General features: G+C 48.8%; 20 protein-coding genes. 11 read left to right on the forward strand and 9 right to left on the reverse strand.

The window, feature by feature from the left end; translation table 11 throughout:
- Positions 1–15 precede the first annotated feature (15 nt).
- The 3 genes from K6Q96_RS12370 to K6Q96_RS12380 form a co-directional block, all read right to left on the reverse strand.
- Positions 16–1,488: an EAL domain-containing protein gene (locus K6Q96_RS12370; protein WP_251876108.1), complete on the reverse strand. Its 1,473-nt coding sequence runs from the start codon at positions 1,486–1,488 to the stop codon at positions 16–18.
- 280 nt (positions 1,489–1,768) lie between these two features.
- Positions 1,769–2,839, reverse strand: coding sequence for a hypothetical protein (locus K6Q96_RS12375; protein ID WP_251876110.1), 1,071 nt, complete (start codon positions 2,837–2,839; stop codon positions 1,769–1,771).
- A 78-nt stretch (positions 2,840–2,917) separates the two neighbouring features.
- Positions 2,918–3,967, reverse strand: coding sequence for a hypothetical protein (locus K6Q96_RS12380; protein ID WP_251876112.1), 1,050 nt, complete (start codon positions 3,965–3,967; stop codon positions 2,918–2,920).
- A 418-nt stretch (positions 3,968–4,385) separates the two neighbouring features.
- Between K6Q96_RS12380 and K6Q96_RS24875 the strand changes: the two genes are divergently transcribed.
- The 4 genes from K6Q96_RS24875 to K6Q96_RS12395 all read left to right on the forward strand — a co-directional run bounded on the left by K6Q96_RS24875 (position 4,386) and on the right by K6Q96_RS12395 (position 7,394).
- On the forward strand, positions 4,386–4,508 hold the full coding sequence (locus K6Q96_RS24875; protein ID WP_256481756.1) for a hypothetical protein: 123 nt from the start codon (positions 4,386–4,388) through the stop codon (positions 4,506–4,508).
- Positions 4,501–5,754 (forward strand): glycine betaine monooxygenase oxygenase subunit, encoded by a 1,254-nt coding sequence (gene gbca, locus K6Q96_RS12385; RefSeq protein WP_251876114.1) that lies wholly within the window; start codon positions 4,501–4,503, stop codon positions 5,752–5,754. Before K6Q96_RS24875 ends, gbca begins: the two co-directional genes overlap by 8 nt.
- A 133-nt stretch (positions 5,755–5,887) precedes the next feature.
- Positions 5,888–7,003, forward strand: a complete 1,116-nt coding sequence (gene gbcB / locus K6Q96_RS12390; protein ID WP_251876116.1) for a glycine betaine monooxygenase reductase subunit — start codon at positions 5,888–5,890, stop codon at positions 7,001–7,003.
- A gap of 250 nt (positions 7,004–7,253) precedes the next feature.
- Positions 7,254–7,394, forward strand: a complete 141-nt coding sequence (locus K6Q96_RS12395) for a hypothetical protein (RefSeq protein ID WP_251876118.1) — start codon at positions 7,254–7,256, stop codon at positions 7,392–7,394.
- Positions 7,395–7,513: 119 nt separating this feature from the next.
- On the opposite strand, the gene focA is transcribed toward K6Q96_RS12395, so the two are convergent.
- Positions 7,514–8,356, reverse strand: a complete 843-nt coding sequence (gene focA / locus K6Q96_RS12400; protein WP_251876120.1) for a formate transporter FocA — start codon at positions 8,354–8,356, stop codon at positions 7,514–7,516.
- A gap of 371 nt (positions 8,357–8,727) precedes the next feature.
- Between focA and K6Q96_RS12405 the strand changes: the two genes are divergently transcribed.
- Genes K6Q96_RS12405 through K6Q96_RS12425 form a run of 5 tightly spaced genes read left to right on the forward strand, consistent with a single transcriptional unit; the run spans position 8,728 to position 14,343 of the window.
- A complete protein-coding gene (locus K6Q96_RS12405; protein ID WP_251876122.1) occupies positions 8,728–9,753 on the forward strand; it encodes an ABC transporter permease subunit in 1,026 nt (341 codons plus the stop codon).
- Positions 9,753–10,799: an ABC transporter permease gene (locus K6Q96_RS12410; RefSeq protein ID WP_251879643.1), complete on the forward strand. Its 1,047-nt coding sequence runs from the start codon at positions 9,753–9,755 to the stop codon at positions 10,797–10,799. Before K6Q96_RS12405 ends, K6Q96_RS12410 begins: the two co-directional genes overlap by 1 nt.
- 13 nt (positions 10,800–10,812) lie before the next feature.
- Positions 10,813–12,639 (forward strand): extracellular solute-binding protein, encoded by a 1,827-nt coding sequence (locus K6Q96_RS12415; RefSeq protein WP_251876124.1) that lies wholly within the window; start codon positions 10,813–10,815, stop codon positions 12,637–12,639.
- 10 nt (positions 12,640–12,649) lie between these two features.
- On the forward strand, positions 12,650–13,513 hold the full coding sequence (locus K6Q96_RS12420; protein WP_251876126.1) for an ABC transporter ATP-binding protein: 864 nt from the start codon (positions 12,650–12,652) through the stop codon (positions 13,511–13,513).
- A gap of 2 nt (positions 13,514–13,515) precedes the next feature.
- Positions 13,516–14,343: an ABC transporter ATP-binding protein gene (locus tag K6Q96_RS12425; protein WP_082804245.1), complete on the forward strand. Its 828-nt coding sequence runs from the start codon at positions 13,516–13,518 to the stop codon at positions 14,341–14,343.
- Between the two features lie 101 nt (positions 14,344–14,444).
- On the opposite strand, the gene K6Q96_RS12430 is transcribed toward K6Q96_RS12425, so the two are convergent.
- From K6Q96_RS12430 to K6Q96_RS12440, 3 genes are all read right to left on the reverse strand, one after another.
- On the reverse strand, positions 14,445–14,966 hold the full coding sequence (locus tag K6Q96_RS12430) for a DUF2058 domain-containing protein (protein ID WP_251876128.1): 522 nt from the start codon (positions 14,964–14,966) through the stop codon (positions 14,445–14,447).
- 83 nt (positions 14,967–15,049) lie between these two features.
- Positions 15,050–17,026 carry a RecQ family ATP-dependent DNA helicase gene (locus K6Q96_RS12435; RefSeq protein WP_251876130.1) on the reverse strand — a complete coding sequence of 659 codons (1,977 nt, stop codon included), beginning with the start codon at positions 17,024–17,026 and terminating at the stop codon, positions 15,050–15,052.
- A 174-nt stretch (positions 17,027–17,200) separates the two neighbouring features.
- On the reverse strand, positions 17,201–17,800 hold the full coding sequence (locus K6Q96_RS12440) for a hypothetical protein (protein ID WP_251876132.1): 600 nt from the start codon (positions 17,798–17,800) through the stop codon (positions 17,201–17,203).
- Between the two features lie 490 nt (positions 17,801–18,290).
- On the opposite strand from K6Q96_RS12440, the gene K6Q96_RS12445 reads away from it, so the two are divergent.
- Both K6Q96_RS12445 and trhO read left to right on the forward strand, forming a co-directional pair.
- Complete coding sequence (locus K6Q96_RS12445) at positions 18,291–18,743, forward strand: GNAT family N-acetyltransferase (RefSeq protein WP_251876134.1); 453 nt, start codon at positions 18,291–18,293, stop codon at positions 18,741–18,743.
- Positions 18,744–18,865: 122 nt separating this feature from the next.
- Positions 18,866–19,846, forward strand: coding sequence for an oxygen-dependent tRNA uridine(34) hydroxylase TrhO (trhO, locus tag K6Q96_RS12450; RefSeq protein WP_251876136.1), 981 nt, complete (start codon positions 18,866–18,868; stop codon positions 19,844–19,846).
- A 241-nt stretch (positions 19,847–20,087) separates the two neighbouring features.
- On the opposite strand, the gene K6Q96_RS12455 is transcribed toward trhO, so the two are convergent.
- Together K6Q96_RS12455 and K6Q96_RS12460 are read right to left on the reverse strand one after the other, a co-directional pair.
- The gene (locus tag K6Q96_RS12455; protein ID WP_251876138.1) at positions 20,088–20,477 is read right to left on the reverse strand and encodes a DMT family transporter; all 390 of its coding nucleotides are present in this window, start codon (positions 20,475–20,477) and stop codon (positions 20,088–20,090) included.
- A gap of 31 nt (positions 20,478–20,508) precedes the next feature.
- A complete protein-coding gene (locus tag K6Q96_RS12460) occupies positions 20,509–20,832 on the reverse strand; it encodes a DMT family transporter (protein ID WP_062660737.1) in 324 nt (107 codons plus the stop codon).
- Positions 20,833–21,471: the final 639 nt, after the last annotated feature.

Consider the following 21,471-nt stretch of genomic DNA (forward strand, 5'->3'; position numbering starts at 1 on the left):
AGTACTATCTTCAGCTTATTGGTAACGCTCAAGCAGGTCATTCATTGTCAGCGGCTTGGCATAGAAATAGCCCTGCTGGTACTGACAACCACGCTGATTGAGAAAATCGACCTGTTTTACGTTCTCGACACCTTCCGCCACGATGGCGATATTCAGGCGGTGTGCAAGCTCAATGATAGACTCCAACACCGGCGCATTGACCGAATCTACCCCAACGGTATCGACAAAACACTTATCAATTTTTAGGTAGTCGATATTCAGTCGTTGAAGCATGGATAGGGAGGTGTGCCCAACGCCAAAATCATCGATCGCCACTTCCACTCCAAGCAGGCGAGCAGTGTCGATTTGTGCAATCGCCGCTTCATCCAGTAGCTGTCGTTCGGTGACCTCCAAAGTGATAGCAACCGGCAAACTCTCGAAGGTATTCATCAAGCTCGACAGCGTGCTTTCAAAATGAGGGCACATTATAAATTCAGGCGGCACGTTGATACCCAAATGATAGGTTTTGTCAGTACTTAATAGCGCCATATCCTGCGCTGCTCGCGCAAAAACATAGTAGGTGAACTCAATACCTAGCTGATTTTGCTCAATGGCAGGAATAAAAATATCCGGCCCAACGGCTCCCATTTTCGGGTGCTGCCAACGTGCCAATGCCTCAAAGCCGTACAGCTCTCCCACAGCGTCGCAGACAGGTTGATAAACCAAGTAAAACTCGCCGCGCTTAAGACCTGACTTAATCTCCTCCACCAGCGAGTAGCGCGGTTTCAAACGCATGATCACCAAATGGATAAACAGGGACATCAGCAGTCCCAGCGGAATACTCGACAGCGTAAACATCAGCATGGAGTAGCGGACGTAGTTGTCGGCTGGCTCAACACCCAACTCGACATGAAAACGCTGCGACTTGAAGTATTGCATGTTTTCGAGGTTGTACTGACTTCTGTTGAACAGACATTTATCACCAACCCAGACAGCCAGCTTTTCGTATTGCAGCGAGTCTGAGATGTCCATGTAGGCGATAAACTCGGCCAAAGACACCACCGCCATGCCAAGGGATGCAGGGTTTACCTTATCCTGAGACACGACAACTACTACGCGCTCTTTACCCGCACTGCCCGCTCTAGGATAGCTATGGATACCTGGAGTCAGGTCTGCGGTCAACAGTGAAGGAGCCACCCAATCAAACACGGTATCTGATTGACACATGACCTGACCGTTTTGCACTGTCACAAAGTCATGGATGCTCGGCCAGAGTTCCAAACGGCGTTTGATTGAATCACAATTGGAGTCGTCACTCGTGACCACTCTGACTTGATTGGTCAGGGATTCAATTTTGCGCTCAAGCGTTTTCAGGTATATCACGCCAAAATCATCCACATGCTTATCGATAGATAACTTGGAGAAATACAGCCCCAGCAACACAGCAAAAAACATCGGCACACATACCAGCGTCAGGTAGTAAACCAAATCTCGCCCATTGCGTTTCATGCTCGAAAACCTTGTTGATTAAAGATGAGAGACCGCAGGATTGCGGAAGGTGCTGGTCCACTTTTTACGCGCATCATACGCCGAAAAGACGTGCTTTAATTGATTAAGAGCAATCCATCCACAGACAGTTTATAAGTTAGAAAAAGTGGGCACCAAAAATAATTTGCGATGCATATCACGTGGGAGGGTGAAGTGTCATAGAAAAACTAGAGTCAACACTCAAATTTTTGATGTCCGGCAGGAATATCAGGGAATTAAATAACTCACAAAGCCCTTATTTTCACGCCTCGCCGGCTAGGTGCTTTAAAAACTGTAGTTGCTGGCGTTCTTGCTCTGAAGGTTGGTACGGCAAATCATTCAAGATGTCGGCATCCAATTCACCCAGCTCTATCTGCCCAACCTTACTGACACCATATTGTGTTTCCTCACCTGGTCGACCAGACATTCGTTCCAACTGAATATCCTTCAACGAATACGCTCCGCTTTGACCTGAGAAAACGGATTGATGAGCTTTCAATAAAATCTCTCCCTGCCCTTCACTCAGCTTTTGCTTTTCGGTCAGGACGGCAACAGGCCTACCATCTTCTCGATATAAGTTGGCGCGAAGACGATAAAGGCCGGCTTTTCTAGCGTCGATACTAATAGGTATCATCCAGTCGGCTTGTTGTGTGTACGCAGGCTCAGCTCCTATGACAAACGCTACGGGATTGGCATAGCTAATGTCAGCCGTTAACACATCACTGCCACCTTCAAAGCGCACCGTGACCTTCAGCCTTAGCTGTGAAGATGCCGCCTCATCAGGCTGCATTTCCCCATCAGCATTTTCACTGTTTCCACTGGCCACTTCTTCACGACTGCCAATGTCTAATAACGAGTAACGCATACCAAGCACAGGAAGTGAGCTTTTCACTTTAAAAGGCACAGCCTCTGGGTAGAAAAAGCGATATTTATCAAGAGACAATACAGCAGACTCCTGCCCATCAAGAATCGGCATTTCCACTTCAGCAAAACGGTTTGGGGTCAGATAAGGGCTGTCTGACGACAGGATAGGTTGGGAATAAGGCGGATAATGCAGTTCTTGCTCGAAGGTTTGTGCCACCATAGAAAACTGTGCGGTCATCGCTTCCGGTATCTCCATCACCGGCAAGGGTTCATCTGGCATTTGTTCAGGCTCAATTTGCTTGGCAAGGGGCAACGGTTGAGGCTCTGATCCTGATGAAGACGCCGTCTCTTTTTCGGGCACCATCGTGGCAAGGTCCTGAACGGGCGTTTCTGTTTCCGTATCTCCAAGTAGCCAAACACCCAATCCTGCGAGTGCCAAGGTTATCAGCACCGTACCCGCTTTTCTCATTGACTCTTCCTTGTTAAACACCATCCAATACAGAGCGGAAAATCAGTTCCGGAGGAGACTTGCTCCTCCGGTTATCACTCATCGCAGGCTAGACACCAACTCTGACATGGTTTGATCGTCCGAGCCGTTCACATAACGGTAGTACGCCCATCCCCACCATGACCAAGAATCAGACGTGCTGACAGAAACCTGTGTGCCATCCCCTAAAGACACACGACTGTTCGCCGCGGTCACTTTTCCTTGATGAACATCGCCGATCACACCACCATGGGTGTAACCACTGCCCATCAGCATCGGATAGTGCTGCGGCATAAAGCTCGATACACCGCGGGATTGACTCGCCACCTTGCCATCATAGGCGACAGTACGAGAACAGCTATTGAAATTGCCCACAGTGCTTGAGCCACAGGTTGAATGCGATGCGACAACACCATCATCATGACCGGGTAAGAATGGCGATGTCACACCAAGATATTCGCTCGAATCACCGGTGAAACGGATCCGAGGAACCCTACCATCCGGGAATGGAGCGATTTGCCGAGCATTTGCCACTTTAAGGTCATTTAACACACCTGTGTTGCTGCTATTTGGCATTTCACCCAACCAAAGTGATATTGCAAATTGTAAAGTTGTGTTTAAAACACCACCACCTTCAGCAATATTTATTGCTAAGTCCGCCAGCTCAGAACCACCGCCTGCACCTGCAAAATCAAACGTAGAGATAATATTTAACGGTGGTAATCCTTCGTTTAAAAGCCAATTTTCTTGGTTATCTAAAATATAACGTGTCACCAGATCACCGGTAGAATGCGTAACAAAAATACATCCATTGGCACAGGTATTACTTTGCGCAAGTTGTTTTAATTTCGGCCATGCATAGTCACTGGCAATTTTCCCTGCGACGCGCTCATGAGAAGGCCAATCGATTCTTACATCGGCGTGGGTATTCCAATACTGCTCCCAGTACTGCTCACCATTAGCATTAACCTCTTCTGGGCCAGGTCTGGCGGCGAGCTGAGAGGGTTGTAAGCCATGAACCAGCACGACAGGATGCTGGCCTATGGCGGCTGTTGCTGAAAAAGAAAAAGCTGCTGTTGAAAGAGAGAGCATTGCAATCGTTTTTTTCATTTTAAACCACCCTTTTGTATTGGTTTCGCTCAGCGTAGGGTAGAATCAAAAATATAACAATTCATTAACATAGATCTCGCTCTCGTTATTTGAAAATCTAATTGATAAATTTATTTTTAATGTAAAAGTCAGCGACATTGTTTGTATAAATGCGACAAGACATTCGACTCACATAACAGCCATTACATTGGGACTTTCAAAACAAAACTCTATTTTTATCCATGAGAGCTAAATAAAATCAATTGCATAAAATAGCTAGAATATTTTTGTTGATATAGTCAAACCTCTGCATCCTCACCAATTCTCATGCCAATTTCTCCGCGATGACCCATGACGCCGCGGTATGCTCCTTCTTAGTCGTATACAAGCAATCTCTAAGTCGTAATTAAATAATTTTCCACATAGAAACAGGGTCATTATGCAGGTATACCCAAGCAAACTGCTGGCCGCAGTGTGGGCGGGTTGGATGCTAATTGCTTGGACTGACGTTCAAGAGAGCCTCGATATGACTGGTACTTCACTAGGGAAAGAAGATGACTAAAGTGCCCGCACAACGCATTGATAATTCGCTTATTGACCGCAACGCCGTGAAAACCATGCTGGAAAGACGTATCCCCGACCACACGTTGGAGCAGCCGTTTTACAACAGCGAAGCCTTGTTCCAGATAGATATGGAAGAGATCTTCCACAAAGAATGGATTTTCGCTGGCATGAGTTGTGAGCTGCCAAAACGCGGCAGCTACATCACGGTCGATATTGGTCTGAGCCCTGTCGTCATCCTGCGCGATAACAAAGATGAAATCCGTGCTTTCCATAATACCTGTCGTCACCGCGGCTCGAAGATCTGTCTGGCCGATAAAGGCAAAACGCCAAAACTCGTCTGTCCTTATCACCAATGGGCTTACGATTTGGATGGTTCACTGGTCTACAACGGCCAGGATATGGATGAGAGCTTTGATCGATCCACCCATGGATTGGCGTCTGTTCATTGTCAGGTTGCTGGCGGCTATATCTTTGTTTGTCTTGCCGAAACAGCGCCGCCCATCGAAGACTTCGTGAAAGATATGGAGTACTACCTAGAGCCACACGATCTCTACAATGCAAAAGTCGCGGTACAGAGCGAAATCATTGAGAAAGCTAACTGGAAACTTGTGGTGGAAAACAACCGCGAATGCTACCACTGCGATAACTCCCACCCTGAGCTTCTGAACTCCTTGTTAGAATGGGACGACAATAATGATCCCCGCGCCACACCGGAATTTATCGCACTGGTTGAGAAACAACAGACCTTCTGGACTGATATGGACATCCCGTACCAATACCAAATGCGTTACGACAACCGTAACCGCATTGTCCGTACCCCACTGAAGGAAGGAACACATTCAATGACGATGGATGGCCAGGCCGCCAGCAAAAAGCTCCTCGGACGTATTACCTCACCAGATCTTGGCGCCCTACGTATTCTTCACCTGCCAAATTCTTGGAACCATGGCATGGGCGATCATCACATCGCGTTTCAGATCCTGCCAATCAGCCCACAGGAAACCAAAGTGATCACCCGCTGGTTGGTGCACAAAGATGCTGTCGAAGGCGTCGATTATGACCCTGAAAACCTTCGCCATGTCTGGGATGCGACCAATGCGCAGGACAGAACCTTGTCTGAAAATAACCAGCTGGGCGTAAATTCCATGGGCTATCAACCGGGTCCCTATTCCAAAACCTATGAGTTCGGAGTGATCAACTTCGTCAATTGGTACTGCGAGCGCATGAAAGAAAATCTGGGTTAGAACCAGTGGCAAATTGTGGGTAATTCAGGGTGGTGCATTCAGGTATGAGTATGTCGTGCCTGTGTAATCTGAAACCCTGAATCCACCCCAAAATCGCTGCAGGAAACCGCGAAAAATCTTAGGGAAAATCACTATGAACGAACTGGAACCCTTACCCGAAGACAGCCTGAACCCGGTTAATACCCAGACATGGGCAAATGGACGTCACGTCGTGCGCTGCGTTAAGGTGATTCAGGAAACACATGATGTAAAAACCTTCTGCTTTATGAGCCAGACACCCATCATGTTTTTCTTCAAGCCAGGCCAGTTTGTGACCTTGGAGCTGGAGATTGGTGGCGAGCAGATCATGCGCAGCTATACAATGTCGTCCTCCCCTTCAGTTCCGTACAGCTTTTCAATTACGGTGAAACGGGTCAAAAATGGGTTGGTCTCTAACTGGCTTCACGACAACCTTCGGGTAGAAGATGAGATTGCCGTTCATGGCCCTGTAGGCAATTTCAACTGCATCGATTTCTCTACCGACAAAGCGCTATTCCTCTCTGGCGGCGTTGGCATTACGCCCGTCATGTCAATGGCAAGGTGGTGGTACGACACCAACAGTTTGGTCGACATGAAATTTGTCCATAGCGCTCAAACTCCAAAAGACATCATCTTCAAGAAAGAGCTCGAACTGATAGCGTCACGCATCGACAATTTCGAGCTCAGTATCATCTGTGAACGCTACGACATCGGCGAGAGCTGGCACGGCTATCGCGGCTTTCTGACCCAGGAAATACTCGAACTCATCGCTCCGGATGTTCTTCAGCGCGAAGTCTACTGTTGTGGCCCCGAGCCTTACATGAGAGCCGTGCGTGCCATGCTTAAAGACATCGGCTACGACATGTCGCGTTACCATGAAGAAAGCTTCGGTGAGACACCACCGGAAGCCATTGAAGATGCAGAGGAGTCTGCAGAACTGGCACAAATTGCGGATGAGCAGCCACAAGCTGGATTCTGCGTGGAATTTATTGATGAAGGCATGTCTGTCACGGTGACCGAAAACGAAACCGTGCATGCTGCCAGTACCAAGCTGGGCGTACAAATTCCCAAAGCATGCGGCATGGGGATCTGCGGTTCGTGCAAAGTGAGGTTACTGTCAGGGAATGTCAATATGGAGCACAACGGCGGGATCAGCGACGAAGAAATTGAAGAAGGCTACATCCTCAGCTGTTGTAGCAAGCCTCTTGATGATGTGTCGATTGAGACCTGAACCCCCAATATCCCGCCAACTGATTGATACCAAAGAAGCTCCTTTACGGAGCTTCTTTGGTTTTATCACCATTCGTACAAGATTTCAGACACAAAGCCTGCCTAACACAACCATTACCGAACGCTAACAAAACTCAGCGGGTTATGAACCAAAGTGAACTTACCAAGACGCCATATTGACGAGGTGGCTTGGAACAACTGCTGCAGCAAACACCCAATTAATAACTCCAATGGAAATAGGAGATAGAAAAATGACTATGTTCAAAACACTGATGTTAACCTTCGCAGTATTTTTCTCAGGCCTTGCACTCGCCAGCGACACCGCGACTGACTGCTCGGAAGGTTCTGAAACCCCAGAGTGTCAGATAAAGGATGACAGCAGCACTAACTGATCGTGCTGGGCAGCGCTGTGAATTCTGCTTGTTTCCCTTAGCGCTGACATATCCTGAAAAATGACACGCCAAAAGAAAGGCCAGTGATCACTCACTGGCCTTTTTGACTTCTTCTCTTCTTAATCGCGCAGGTAAATCATCCAATACCACATGCCAACAAACAGGCCACCGCCTATGATGTTACCCAAGGTCACTGGCACCAGGTTGTTGATGAAGAAATTGGTAAAGGTCAGATCCGCAAAGTCTGCCACGTTCATGCCTGTTATCGCCCAGAAAGACTCAGGCGCGAAGTACTTGATACCAATAGCCATCGGCACTTGAAACATGTTCGCAATGCAGTGCTCAAAACCTGCCGACACAAACATGGCCACCGGCAGAATCATCACCAGAATCTTGTCAGTCAGAGTACGGCCTGAGTAGGTCATCCATACCGCAATGCACACCAGCACGTTACACATAATGCCGAGTGCCACAGCCTGGAAAAAGCCATGGTGCAATTTGTGCTGCGCGATGTTCATGGCGTTAATGCCCACCTGTCCGTTGCCGAACATGTATTGCTGAGCGATCAACATACAGATCACCAGCAGAATCGCACCAATCAGGTTGCCGCCGTAAACCACCAGCCAGTTCTTAAACAACGCGCCCCAGGTAATCTTACCACTGGCTCGCGCCACCAAAGTGAGTACCGAACTCGTGAATAGCTCGCCACCGGTAATGATCACCAGGATTAAACCCAGACTGAATGCCAGACCACCAACAAAGCGTGTCATACCCCAAGGCATGTCACCGGCACCTGTGGTTACTGTTGTATAGAAAATGAATGCAATACCGATATGAATACCGGCGGATATCGCCAGAAGGAACGATTTGAAAGGGTCTTTGGTTGCTTTCGCTACACCAATTTCTGCAGCACGCTCCGCGATCTGCGGCGGTGGCAGAGAGTCAAACTGAGTAAAGTTCATGGTTAATAGCACTTAGTGTGAACAGGGAGGGCGCGGATAATCTCTCCATTTACTTACTTTTTCAAGGGGAAATTTATATCTCACATTTAATGCACAAAATGTCCAGATAACGTTCAAGAAGATAGTGTCAAAACCTTTGTTGGCGTAGCCTGAACCCTAAAGTGAATTTTTGAGTTAATTCGCAATAAGTCTCTTGGGCGATGAAATCATCACAAAGACGTAACACAATTCACTTTCAGGATTTCTATAACCGATAATTTTGTAGGTAAAAGTAGGGTTGTCTGCAAATATCACCCTGAATTTTAATGGTTTGCCATCATCTTTAGGCAGTTAGGTCTTTTGGCCACAGTGGACAGGGAGAGAGTCAGTCTGTGTTAGCGTATTTATTGCGACGGTTATTGCTCGTCGTTCCCACATTTCTTGGCATCACATTAGTGATCTTTGCCATCACCCGATTTGTGCCGGGTGGGCCCGTTGAGCGCATGCTCGCCCAATCCAAGTTTATGGAGGAAGGATCGGCGCAAACCCAGAGCTTTCAGGACAACTCCTCGCTGGATGAATATCAGCTGGAAGAGCTGAACGCCTTCTATGGCCTCGACAAACCTGTGATGGAAGCATATTGGGAGTGGCTGAACCGCCTCTTGGTGCTGGACTTTGGTGAATCTACCCGCTACTACGAACCTGTGCTGGATATGATTATCGAGCGGCTTCCTGTCTCCATGTTCTATGGCGGCATGACTTTCCTGATTGCCTATTTGGTCTCTATCCCTCTCGGCTACTACAAGGCCGTTAAGCACAATACTGCCTTTGATAACGCCTCTTCCGTGCTGATCTTTGTGGGTTATGCCCTTCCGGGTTATGTGGTCGGCATCCTACTATTGAGTGTCTTCTCCTTCCATCTCGACTGGTTCCCCATGGGTGGATTTACCTCTGATGACTTTGACGATTTAGAGTCCAAAGGTGAGATGATCAAAGACGTGCTCTGGCATGCCGTGCTGCCACTAATTTGTTACATCATCGGTGATTTCGCCACCCTGACCATCACCATGAAGAACAACCTGATGGAAAACCTCTCCGCCGATTACATCCGTACCGCCATAGCTAAAGGTCTGCCATTTAAAGACGCGGTGCGTAAACACGCGATGCAGAACAGTTTGATTCCCCTGGCGAGCCATTTCGGTAACTCGCTGTTGTTCTTCCTGACTGGCTCCTTCCTGATCGAAGTGGTGTTCAACATCGACGGCATTGGCCTGCTTGGCTATGAAGCCATTATGGAAAGGGATTATCCGGTGGTGATGGCCATTGTGGCACTGAACGCCGCTATGCTGCTGGTGGGTAACATCGTTTCAGATATCTGTGTGGCACTTGTGGATCCACGAGTAAGGTTTGGTGAATGATGATGACTCTCAGCCCACTGACGCAAAAGAAGATCAAACGCTTCAAGGAAATCAAACCGGGTTATTGGTCTTTCATTGTCCTCTCTACCCTATTGCTGCTCTCCCTGTTTGCCGAGTTTTTCATTAACAGTAAAGCCCTGATGGTGCGCTATAACGGCGAGCTGTTCTTCCCTGTGGTGAGCGATGTTCGCCTCGGCACCGAGTTTGGACAGGATTACCAAAGCGAAGCAAAATACCGCGAGCTTCAAGCGCTGTTTGAGGAAGAAGACAAAGGCAACTTCGTGATCATGCCTTTGGTGCCTTGGAACCCGTATGAGCAGGATTTTATCGAGGGAGAATTCCCACCTTACGCACCAAGCATTGAATCACAGCACTACCTTGGCACCGATGTCATTGGCCGCGACGTACTGGCGCGCTTATTCTATGGATTCCGCATCGCCATGATGTACGCCCTCACCACCATGACCATCTGTTTTGCGATTGGTACCGTGATTGGCTGTGCCATGGGCTTTTTCGGTGGCAAATTCGACCTTATCAGCCAGCGCTTTATTGAAGTCTGGTCGATGATCCCCTTCCTCTACGTCATCATGATATTGGTCTCTATCACCAAACCCACCTTTACCCTCTTTGTCGCCATCAACGTCATATTCGGCTGGATGGGGATAACCTGGTACATGCGGACCATGACCTACAAAGAATCCGCACGGGAATACGTGATGGCCGCGAGAGCACTTGGCGCATCTACTACACGTATTCTGCTAAAACATATTCTGCCTAACACCATGGTCATGGTGATCACACTGGCACCCTTTACCATTGTGGCGAACATTACCGCGCTGACGGCTCTGGATTACCTTGGCCTTGGCCTTGCGCCACCAACACCGAGCTGGGGCGAGCTGCTACAGCAAGGTAAATCGAATCTCGACAGTCCATGGATTGTTACCTCAGTGGTCACCGCCACTGTGCTGGTGCTGACCATGGTGACCTTTATTGGTGATGCGGTTCGCGCTGCATTCGACCCGAAAAAATTCACCCGTTATGTCTGACAAGGAAGTGACCATGTTTAAATTGACCACACTCGCCGCTTTAAGCGCACTCGCTTTCACCGCGCAAGCCGCCGAACTTCCTGCCAACCTTGACTGGCAGACAAACTGGGACGATCCGGTATTTGCGTCTGACAAAGCCAAGCGTGGCGGGACATTGCGTACTCACCTCGCCAGCTTCCCTCTCACGCTTCGCACCGTGGGGCCAGATTCAAACTCAGGCTTACGCGCTTACTTCCTTGATGAAGTACCGGGACTCGTCACGCGCCACCCTGACACCTTGAACTGGATACCTGACATTGCCACCGAATGGGCATTTGCTGGCGACAACAAAACGGTCTATTTCAAACTCAATCCAGACGCAAAGTGGAACGACGGCAAAGCCATCACGGCAAGCGATTTCGAATTCATGCTCACGTTCTACCGTTCCAAAGACATTGTTGCGCCCTACTACAACGACTACTACACGAACACCATTGCCGATGTAGTGAAAATCGACGACCACACGCTTGCCGTTAGTACTGTGGAAGAGAAAAACCAGGAAGAGTTAATGCTGACAGTCGGTGGTTTGAACCCCAAGCCATCGCACTTTTTCAGCCGAGGGAAAGACAAAAACGGCGACGGCATGGACGACAACTATGTCCGTAAATACAACTTCAAAGCAGAGCCGACAGCAAGCCCATACTTTGTCGACAAGATTAAGAAAGGTAAGAGCCTGACGCTGAAGCACGTCGGTGACGATTGGTGGGGTTACGAAAACAAGTACTATCAGAACCGCTATAACGTCGACAAAATACGCTTCACAGTGATCAGAGACCAAGATCTGGCTCGCCAACACTTTGAAAAAGGCAAGCTGGATGTGTTCGAGCTGACCTTGCCAGAAGTCTGGCATGAAAAGACAGATGGCGAAGTCTACCAAAAAGGCTATGTTCATCGTTTCTGGGGCTTCAACGAAGTACCTCAAGGTGCCGGGGGATTGTGGCTCAACACCGCTCAGCCGTTATTGGGTGACATCAATATCCGACGCGGCATCATGCATGCTACGGACATGGACGGTTTGATTGAAAAGCTGATCCGCGGGGACTATACCCGTAAGCCACACGCCACAGGATCAGGTAACGGAAAATACTCTTGGGAAGGAGCAACGCCACCAGCCTTCGATGCAGAGTTAGCGATTTCCCATTTCACGAAAGCTGGCTTTGACAGCGTCGGTGGCGACGGTGTGCGCGTCAACGACAAAGGGGAGCGCCTTTCCTTTGAGTTGGTCTACCCATATCCATCCTGGACACCACGCATGGCTTATCTCAAAGAGCAGGCGAAGCTGGCTGGCCTCGATTTCCAACTCAAACTGATTGATGGCGCTACCGGCTTCAAATACATGTCGGAGAAAAAGCACCAATTAGCCTTCATCAACATGGCTTCAAAAGAGATCCCAGGGTATTGGGAATACTTCCACTCTGATAACGCGAATAAGCCACAAACTAATAACTTCAATAACTTCAGCACACCAGAGCTGGATGAATTGATCACCCAATACCGCTCAGAGTTTGACCTGACCAAAAAACAGCAACTGGCTCATGAAATCCAACGCATTATCCAAGATGCGTCTGTCGTCGTGCCAAGCTACATCCTGCCTTGGAGTCGTCAGGGCTACTGGCGCTGGATGCAGTACCCAGAAAACCCGATGCAGAAAAGAATGGATTACCTGTTCACCGTTGGCCGAATTTATGGCTTGAGCACCTTCTGGATTGATACAGATGTGAAAAAAGAAACGCTCAAAGCCATGGACGAAGGCAAAGCATTTGAGCCCGTGACAGTGATTGACGATCGCTACAAGCGATAAGGCAGGAAAGATGATGGAACCGGTTCTCAGCGTCCGCGGATTAGAAACAGAATTCACCACCGATGACGGCGTGGTGAAAATCCTCCACGGCGTGAATTTCGATGTCATGGCAGGCCGAACGCTAGGTTTGGTCGGTGAATCGGGCAGTGGTAAAAGCGTGACCGCCATGTCCATCATGGGCTTGCTGCCTAAGCCTTATGGGCAGGTCACCTCTGGCGAGATCCTCTATCGCGGCACCGATTTAGTCAGCTTGCCGCCGGAAGAGATTTACCAAATGCGCGGCAACCGGATTTCGATGATTTTTCAGGATCCGATGACCGCGCTAAATCCGGTGCATTCCATTGGCAAACAGCTGACCGAAGTGCTGGCGCTCCACAACCCGGAGATGAGCAAGAAAGCGCAGCAGGCTGCCGCGCTTGAAATGCTGGAAAAAGTCAAAATTCCGCTGCCGGAAAAGCGGCTCAATGAATACCCGCATAACCTTTCCGGCGGCATGCGACAACGTGTGATGATTGCGATGGCATTGGCCTGCAGACCCGACATTCTGATCTGTGACGAGCCAACGACCGCGCTGGATGTGACGGTTCAGGCGTCGATTCTCGACCTGATGAATGACCTGCAGGAAGAAACCGGCATGGCGATGATATTCATCACCCACGATTTGGGCGTAGTCGCGGAAATCTGTGACGATGTGGCGGTGATGTATGGCGGAAAGATCGTTGAAAATGCTGACGTGTTTGATCTGTTTGACCACCCTCAGCACCCATATACCAAGCGCTTACTCGGCCTGATGCCGGATTTGACCACCGAACCCAAGCAGTTGATCGATATCCCTGAGATCGACCCTGCGCTGTTTCCGGAATTTCGAGGTTAACCATGGAAGAGTTGCTAAGAATCGACAACCTTTGCAAACACTTCGTTTCCGGCAAAGGTATTTTCAAAAAGGGCTACACCATTAAAGCGGTGGATGGCGTTTCCTTCAGCGTGAAACGTGGCGAAACCTTAGGTCTGGTCGGCGAATCTGGCTGTGGAAAGAGCACCCTTGGGCGCACCATCCTTAAGCTTTATGAGCCAACAGGTGGAAAGATATTCTTTGAAGGCAAAGACATCACCGACCTCAGCCCCCGCGCCATGCGCCCGCTTCGTAAAGAGATGCAAATCGTGTTTCAGGATCCGCTGGAATCCCTTAATCAGCGCCACACCGTGGGCATGATTCTGGAAGAGCCTTTCGAAATCCACAACATCGGCACCCGCGCAGAGCGTAAACAGTGGGTCGAAGAACTCTTAGTCAAAGTTGGCTTGCCTGTAGAAGCGGCCAGCCGCTATCCCCACGAATTTTCCGGCGGCCAACGTCAGCGTATCGGCATTGCACGGGCTATTGCACTGAAACCCAAGCTACTGATTTGTGACGAATCCGTATCCGCATTGGATGTATCTGTGCAGGCGCAAATCCTGAACCTGCTATTAGAGCTGCAACAGGAAATGAACCTGGCGATGATATTCATCTCCCACGACCTTTCTGTGGTGCGTCAGGTGTCGGATAACGTCGCGGTGATGTATTTCGGCAACATGGTGGAATACGGAAACGCAAAAGCGCTGTATGCCGATCCGCAACATGAATACACCCAAACACTGCTGTCCGCTGTGCCGGTGAATCACCCGAGAAACCGCAAGAAAAAACGGCCTGCGGAAGCCACCAGCTAATACCAATCGTAGTAAGTATCTGCTACCTACTGTGATTGTTATAAAAGCAAAAAGCCCTGTCCGGAAACAGGGCTTTTTCTTTTCTAATCAACAGGCTGTGCTTACCACATCAGATCGTCAGGGATCTTGAAGTCTGCGTATGGATCGTCCTCGTCCATCGCCTGCTCATCTACCGTGTTATTCAACACGATAGTGTTTTCATCTCGCTGAACAATCTTGTCCGCCACCGCACCAGGAACAATCGCGTAACCTTCACCGTCACGGGCAATCGCTAAGCGACCATTCACCAATTGGTCTTGCGTCGCTTTATCGACGTAAATCTTTTTCACCAGCGTGCCGTCAGTGAAGTTGTACCCGATATCACCGTCTTTGCGGTCAATCTTGTTCATCTCGACCAATTGCTTCACCTGCGCGGCAATCGCCTTTTTCTCGGCTTCCTGCTGCTTCTGACGGTTCAGTTCCTGATCTTGCGCCACCTGCGCAGCGCGCTTTTCTTCAACGGCGGCTTTGGCTTCTTTTGCCAGCGTGCGCGATTTCTTCGAGCTCTTACCGGCCTTCTTCATTTTCTTTTTGTCGATAAGACCAGCTTGAAGCATCTGCTCTTGTAGGGATAGTTTTGCCATGTTGACTCCGTAGCGGGCGCTATTTCCCGAATTATTGGCCGAATCATACCATTTAAGCCAGATTCGGCGCACCTCCAAACGGGTTAAACACCCATTGCTGACACCTGCGCTTTTACTTGTGCAAACGGATAGGCAGCCAGCTTGCCGAACCCTTCCATTTTCCCTGCGCGTATACGTCCGGTCAGTGGCGTAGCAATGCCACACAGGAACCTTGTCGCCGCCTCTGCTGAGACTTGCGTGCCGTCTTTGGCGGCGGCATCAAGCAAAGGCTGGATCAGACGCTGCAACTCAGCAGCATCCAGCTCTGCTTGAGCACTGGCTTTCGGCAACAGCGCGATATTGCCACGACAGACAGAACAATGCCCACACTGCGCTGGCGCATGTTGGTCAGCGAAATACGCTGCCAAGCGATGACTCAAACAGGTCTCGGTTTCAAACAGCGACAGCATGGCTTCCACGCGGTTAATTTCCGACGCTTCTTTGGTGAGGAAGAGTTGATGCATCTGCTCGCTCAACTGCGCTGCTTGCTCACCCTGACATGCCTGAAGCTGAGTAACACGGTAAACGTCCATCATCTGCTTGCTTTCAAGCTCTATCCAGCCTTTGTCAGCAAAGTAATCCAGCGCGGTAACAGCACGCTTTCTTTCCGCGCTGTAACCTTGCCAAAGCGCATCAAAGTCAACGCTATGCCAAGTTCGGGATTTTGGCGAGCATTGGAAAATCGCCTCCACAAACTGCCTTCTCTCGCCCTCAAACTGGTTCAATACCTGCTCAGCCTCCACCAGCATTTTGAAGCGGTAATCGGCGAAATAACTGAACTGCGGCTCAATGATGCCTGCAAGCTCCAAGTAAACCAGCAAGGTTTTTAGCGGCAATTGGCGCACATTAGATTCTTTGGAAAGGCGGGTCAGCATCACTTCCCAGGCTCTACCCGCAGGCGTCGAGCCAATCTCATCAATAACGGCGCGAATGGCCATCAAATCCGGTGTGTCACCATAAACAAAGTTTTCCAACACACTGACCGATTCGCGGTTGGCCAGAACCGAACAGACCGACGGCAAACCATCACGCCCTGCCCGTCCGATTTCCTGACTGTAGTTCTCCACTGATTTTGGCAAATCGTAGTGAATAACCGCACGGATATCGGCTTTATCCACGCCCATACCGAATGCAATGGTCGCCACAATGCAGTTGATTTCACCGCGCATAAAAGCGTTTTGAATCCGCTGACGATCATCACTTGCCATGCCTGCGTGGTAAGCCTGCGCGGCAACGCCAGCTGCTCTGAGTTTGCCTGCCACACTCTCAGCAGTTTGCTGCAAGGTTACATAAATAATGGTGGGCTGAGGAAGCTCCACGCTCTGCATCAAGCTCAGTAGGGCTTCGTCTTTCTCCTGCTCAGCACAAGGAAGCACATTGAGATCCAGATTCTGACGATAAAAACCCGTTACCTCGACATTCTCAGGGGCGATGCCGAACTTATTGCGCATGTCTTCAATAACCTGCGGTGTTGCCGTCGCGGTGAGAAGCAAAACTTGAGGAATATTGAGCTGGGCGCGGTAAGCCGGCAGTTTCAGGTAATCAGGACGGAAATTATGCCCCCACTCTGAAATACAGTGCGCTTCGTCCACCACCAGCAAAGAAATCGGTACCGAGGAAATAAACTGACGGAAACGCTCGTTCTTCAGACGCTCGACGGAAATCATCAGGATTTTGGTTTCACCTGCTTTCACCGAACGCATGACTTCGCGCGACTCATCATAGGTCAGGGAAGAATCAATCGAGGCGGCAGCAATGCCCTTTCCACGAAGAAAATCGAGCTGATCTTTCATCAGAGCCAGCAGCGGAGAAATCACCAAAGTCAGGTGAGGAAGATGAAGCGCAGGAAGCTGGTAACAGAGAGATTTGCCCGAGCCTGTTGGAAAGATTGCCGCCGAAGAATGCCCGGCCAATACCCTTTCGACCACATTCTGCTGACCACCGCGTAAGCCTTCAAAGCCAAAAACCGTTTGGAGTGTGTTCAAGTACGCATTCTTTGCTTGCGAAGGTACGTGCATCATTTGCCTCATTTCATCGGGTCAGTTCTGCGAGCAGTCTACACTGCGCAACCCTATGCTTCGAGTGCAAAAACCGTTTAGACCGAGCACGCTCCAGTTTCGGGTGAAACCCAATCAAGCAGCATCATCCACTTGCCAGAAAAACGCATAAAAATCACTCCCAGACTGAGGAAACTATCACCAGAACCTCCACCATGGCTTCTTGATTTCAAAAGTGAAAGTCGCTTCTGACTCATCGCTGCCTGAAAGCATCATAGGTAGACCATTAGCAAACACATCACTGCAATCTTCATCATGCTTGAAACCCACTAGCGTGCTGGCTAAGGCCAATGGAACTTCAAAGACATGGTCGACATCTGCCGACTCACCACCATCTTCTTCTTGATCAGCCAGATACTGCGCTTTCAACGTCTCAAATCTCGCAGGCAATTGCCCTTCTGCTGTCAGGTTCATGAGGCTTTCCTGCGCATTATGCGTCACCTGCCAACGCTTCTCACCAGCGAACCAACACTCGGCGGAAGACACCATGACATGCTCCTCTACCGAACAGGCGATGACCATGCCGATTCGAGAAAGATCAGCCAACGACTCTTTAGCAATGATGAGGTTATTCGCCTCCTGAACAACCACCAAATACCAATCATCCCGCAAAGCAACACCTGCTAACGCAGATTCAAAATACTCGTCGGTCTCTGTCGTTGCCGTAAGTGCTAACGTCTCCAATACTGCATCTTGGTTTTCGGTTTTAACCGCCACCCAGGAAAGTGAAAAGCCCATTTCTTGTCCTTCAGAAAATTCGATGAGGTAATACCCAAACAACCTGAAGATGCTCGTATTCAGAGGTCATCAATGCGTTCAATTCGAGGCAAATTTTGCGAGGAATAGTCATTCTATTTCCGTGGAGTTTAACGACGAAGTGGGCGCATTGAAGGCCTCCCTTCGGGCGAGTTGACTGGCGTCGTGCTCTTTGTTGTCCCTTTTTGATGGAGATGACTACACCTGCAAAGGGACGCCGCGACCACAACACCAGTCAAACTCGCTGAACCGCGCATCTTCAGATTGTTTGGGTATAAGACTCAACACAATAGCAATGCGCCACGCCCGATTTTGTCTTGTCTGTATGCCACACCGGGAATTTCTGCGGCTATCCACGCCTTTTCACTTTTCGACGCTGTTGAGGCTATGGGTTTAAAAATACAATTGCGCCCGAATATCCGAGAAACCGAAAACAGGCTCGGTTGATTAAAACAATGACTTTGAGGTTTTTTTGATTAAAAGAATTCACCAGCAGGACGAGGCTATTCAGCAATTTGTGGATGCAGCTTTCAATACACTGAGAGCCACTTACAAGCCCAATGAAAAAGCGATAGCGAGCCGCTCAGAAAATCAAAAAGACCAATGGGAGCTTTGGGGCTACTTCCAAGGCACACAATGCATTGGCTATGTTGAAACCCGATTGGATAATCATGACCTCCAGTTCCGCACCCTAGCCGTCCACCACCTCGCCCGTCGCAGAGGCATCGCCAGACAGCTATTGGCCGCGGTCCAACATGCTTATCCTTCGTCTAAAACAGCCTCACTGTGGTGCGTTGCTGAAACGGGAAACCCTGCAATATTTGAAGCTATGGGCTTTAAGACATGCCAACGCTTCTCGTCAGAAATACTGGTTTTGCTATCAGGTGAACCCGCAACAGAAGTGCAAATGCGCCGCACAGCATAGAGAGCATAAATTTTTAACCATACTTTCTATCCGTATTTAGCCATATCTTGCTCCGCTATACTTCAACCGCTCAACTAAGAAGGCTCTGGATTTACGCTCCAGCCCGCTAAATGGAAGATAAAATGAATCAATACGTTGTATGCGCACTCTATAAATTTGTGCGCCTTGAAGATTATGTGGAACTCCGTGAGCCGTTGAAGGCGCTTATGGAGGAGAATGAAATTCGCGGCACCTTGCTGCTGGCAAACGAAGGGATTAACGGCACCGTCGCCTCCACGCGTCAAGGTATCGATACCCTGTTAGCTTGGCTTAAGAAAGACCCTCGCCTTGCTGATACGGTCTACAAAGAATCATTCGACGAAAACCAGCCATTCAACCGCACTAAAGTGAAACTCAAGAAAGAGATCGTCACCTTGGGTGTGGAAGGCATCGACCCACGTCATGTGGTCGGCACCTATGTGAAACCTGAAGATTGGAACGATCTGATTTCTGACCCGGAAGTGTTTGTCGTGGATACCCGCAACGATTACGAAATCGAAATCGGCACCTTCAAGAATGCAGTTAACCCAAAAACCGACACCTTCCGCGAGTTTCCGGAATACGTCGCCCAAAATATGGACCCAGCCAAACACAAGAAAGTGGCTATGTTCTGTACAGGCGGAATTCGCTGTGAAAAATCAACTGCCTATATGAAAGAGCAAGGCTTTGATGAGGTTTACCACCTGGAAGGCGGCATACTGAAATACCTGGAAGAAGTGCCGCAGGAAGAGAGCCTTTGGGAAGGCGATTGCTATGTATTTGATGGCCGTGTGGCAGTAAACCATCAGCTTGAAAAGAGCGGTTACGCCATGTGTAACGCCTGCCGTTTGCCTATCACTGAAGAAGACATGCAGTCTGAAGCGTTCGAGCAAGGCGTCAGCTGCCCTAAGTGCATCGACAAACACACCGACGAGCAAAAAGCCCGTTTCCGTGAACGTGAAAAGCAAGTGCAGCTCTCAAGGGCGCGCGGCGAAATTCATGTTGGTGGCGAAGCTGACCAAATCATTACTCAGCGCAGAAATGAAAAGCTGGCGAAGAAGGCAGAGCAGCGAAAAGCAAAGTAAGGCTGTTTGATTGCCCCAAACAAAAATCCCCTCAGCGGAAACGCGAGGGGATTTTTTGTTCAAGCATTAAAGACGTCGTCCCTAAATGAACCGTTTGCTTTTGGGGTCATTTTCCCTTTGCCTTAGAGTGAAATCATCGACGGCGTGTACACTTGTTTTTCTCTTGGGTAGGCCATTTGAATTGTGCTTTTTCCAGCCGTTTTTTTCATACTTCGTCGGTGCTTCGATTGGTGATTTCACATTACCGAGTAGCCAGTTTGTGTTCAGTTTCTTGCAACTTTTCACTGCTGGATAATTTTAGCCAAATCACCCCAAGGATAATCACGGCAAGCCAGAAAGCCTGCATGAGGGTTAGCATCTGATCGAAAACAAACGCACCAAATATAGATGCACCAATTGCTCCAATCCCGGCCCAAACAGCGTAACCGATACCAACATCAATGGTTTTAAGGCTCACACTCAGGCAGTAAAGGGTTAAGAGGAAGAAAATCACTGCTGAAATAGACCAACTGAGAACAGTAAACGCTTCACTACCGCCCACACTGAGCGCATAACCTATTTCAAAAATCCCTGCCAGAATGAGCATTAGCCATGCATGAGTATTGCTGGATTTCTTAGTTGTAGAAGTCATCGTTATATCCTTATAAAAATTGAATTTTGTCTTACGCAGCGCCGCTCATGCGCAGCCCAATCACACCGCCAATAACGAGTGCAATACCAAGTAGCTTTTTAGCGTTGAGTCGTTCGTTGAAAAACATTGCGCCTAAAATAACGATCCCCACGCCTGCGGTGGATGTCCAAATTGAATAACCAACACCCACATCAAAATCGAGTAAGGCAAGGCTTAAAAAGAATGTTGCGATTGCACCACTTATTAAGGTTGCAGCCGTCCATCCTGGACGTGTAAAACCTTTCGCATTACCTGCAGAAATAGCTACAGCAACCTCGAAGATGACGGCAGTTCCTAGATATAACCAACTTAACATTTTGCTTTCTCCTTATTTATTGTTTTATTACAACGCTTTACTTCAATTTCGCTTTTGAGTTAGAGCCCATTGAAAGCTTTCTTGAACTCCTCCGGGTTAGGTAACCCGGTAAATTTGTGTTCTCCAACAGGCAATACGGGCACACAAGATCGGTATAAATATCAGGGGGTTTTCTTCATCTTGCATTCCTTCACGTGTGCACTCAGAGTGCTGCGGGTCTGGAAATGACTTTCCGAATCTTGCAGTTCGCTTCAATCCTTCTCTCAAATTTGTTGCATGTGCAAGCAATCTATATAGACAATCAGCGACCGTCAATATGCTTGCACATGCAAATATGTTGACAAGGAAGTCAAATTGACAGGGGGAGGACAGTGGCTAAACGGGTAGAGAAATCTTTGATAAATACCTAATAAACAAAAAGATACAAATAATTGACACGTTAGTTAGTTGGCACCGATGACAGCGATAAAAACAGAATCCAGTAGCGCTGATTGAGGCTACAGATCATCAATTCTTGCGATACAGTTAACAAATTGTGGTCAGCAGTTATAATCCTGACGATTGATATAGATGCATGTACAAGATAATGTGGCGCGAGAAGTGGTGTGGCAATAAGCGCCTATCCAAGAATATTTAGGA

This window comes from Grimontia kaedaensis (genome assembly GCF_023746615.1).
GTDB classification, from domain to species: Bacteria; Pseudomonadota; Gammaproteobacteria; order Enterobacterales; family Vibrionaceae; genus Enterovibrio; species Enterovibrio kaedaensis.

Bases quoted from the DNA above. Each gene is read 5' to 3' on its own strand.
- K6Q96_RS12410 (WP_251879643.1), top strand. From the start codon at position 9,753: ATGATGACTCTCAGCCCACTGACGCAAAAGAAGATCAAACGCTTCAAG.
- K6Q96_RS12375 (WP_251876110.1), bottom strand. From the start codon at position 2,839: ATGAGAAAAGCGGGTACGGTGCTGATAACCTTGGCACTCGCAGGATTG.
- K6Q96_RS12460 (WP_062660737.1), bottom strand. From the start codon at position 20,832: ATGTTAAGTTGGTTATATCTAGGAACTGCCGTCATCTTCGAGGTTGCT.
- K6Q96_RS12455 (WP_251876138.1), bottom strand. From the start codon at position 20,477: ATGACTTCTACAACTAAGAAATCCAGCAATACTCATGCATGGCTAATG.
- K6Q96_RS12370 (WP_251876108.1), bottom strand. From the start codon at position 1,488: ATGAAACGCAATGGGCGAGATTTGGTTTACTACCTGACGCTGGTATGT.
- trhO (WP_251876136.1), top strand. From the start codon at position 18,866: ATGAATCAATACGTTGTATGCGCACTCTATAAATTTGTGCGCCTTGAA.
- K6Q96_RS12380 (WP_251876112.1), bottom strand. From the start codon at position 3,967: ATGAAAAAAACGATTGCAATGCTCTCTCTTTCAACAGCAGCTTTTTCT.
- focA (WP_251876120.1), bottom strand. From the start codon at position 8,356: ATGAACTTTACTCAGTTTGACTCTCTGCCACCGCCGCAGATCGCGGAG.
- K6Q96_RS24875 (WP_256481756.1), top strand. From the start codon at position 4,386: ATGCAGGTATACCCAAGCAAACTGCTGGCCGCAGTGTGGGCGGGTTGG.
- K6Q96_RS12420 (WP_251876126.1), top strand. From the start codon at position 12,650: ATGATGGAACCGGTTCTCAGCGTCCGCGGATTAGAAACAGAATTCACC.
- K6Q96_RS12435 (WP_251876130.1), bottom strand. From the start codon at position 17,026: ATGATGCACGTACCTTCGCAAGCAAAGAATGCGTACTTGAACACACTC.
- K6Q96_RS12430 (WP_251876128.1), bottom strand. From the start codon at position 14,966: ATGGCAAAACTATCCCTACAAGAGCAGATGCTTCAAGCTGGTCTTATC.
- K6Q96_RS12395 (WP_251876118.1), top strand. From the start codon at position 7,254: ATGACTATGTTCAAAACACTGATGTTAACCTTCGCAGTATTTTTCTCA.
- K6Q96_RS12415 (WP_251876124.1), top strand. From the start codon at position 10,813: ATGTTTAAATTGACCACACTCGCCGCTTTAAGCGCACTCGCTTTCACC.
- gbcB (WP_251876116.1), top strand. From the start codon at position 5,888: ATGAACGAACTGGAACCCTTACCCGAAGACAGCCTGAACCCGGTTAAT.
- K6Q96_RS12425 (WP_082804245.1), top strand. From the start codon at position 13,516: ATGGAAGAGTTGCTAAGAATCGACAACCTTTGCAAACACTTCGTTTCC.
- K6Q96_RS12440 (WP_251876132.1), bottom strand. From the start codon at position 17,800: ATGGGCTTTTCACTTTCCTGGGTGGCGGTTAAAACCGAAAACCAAGAT.
- gbca (WP_251876114.1), top strand. From the start codon at position 4,501: ATGACTAAAGTGCCCGCACAACGCATTGATAATTCGCTTATTGACCGC.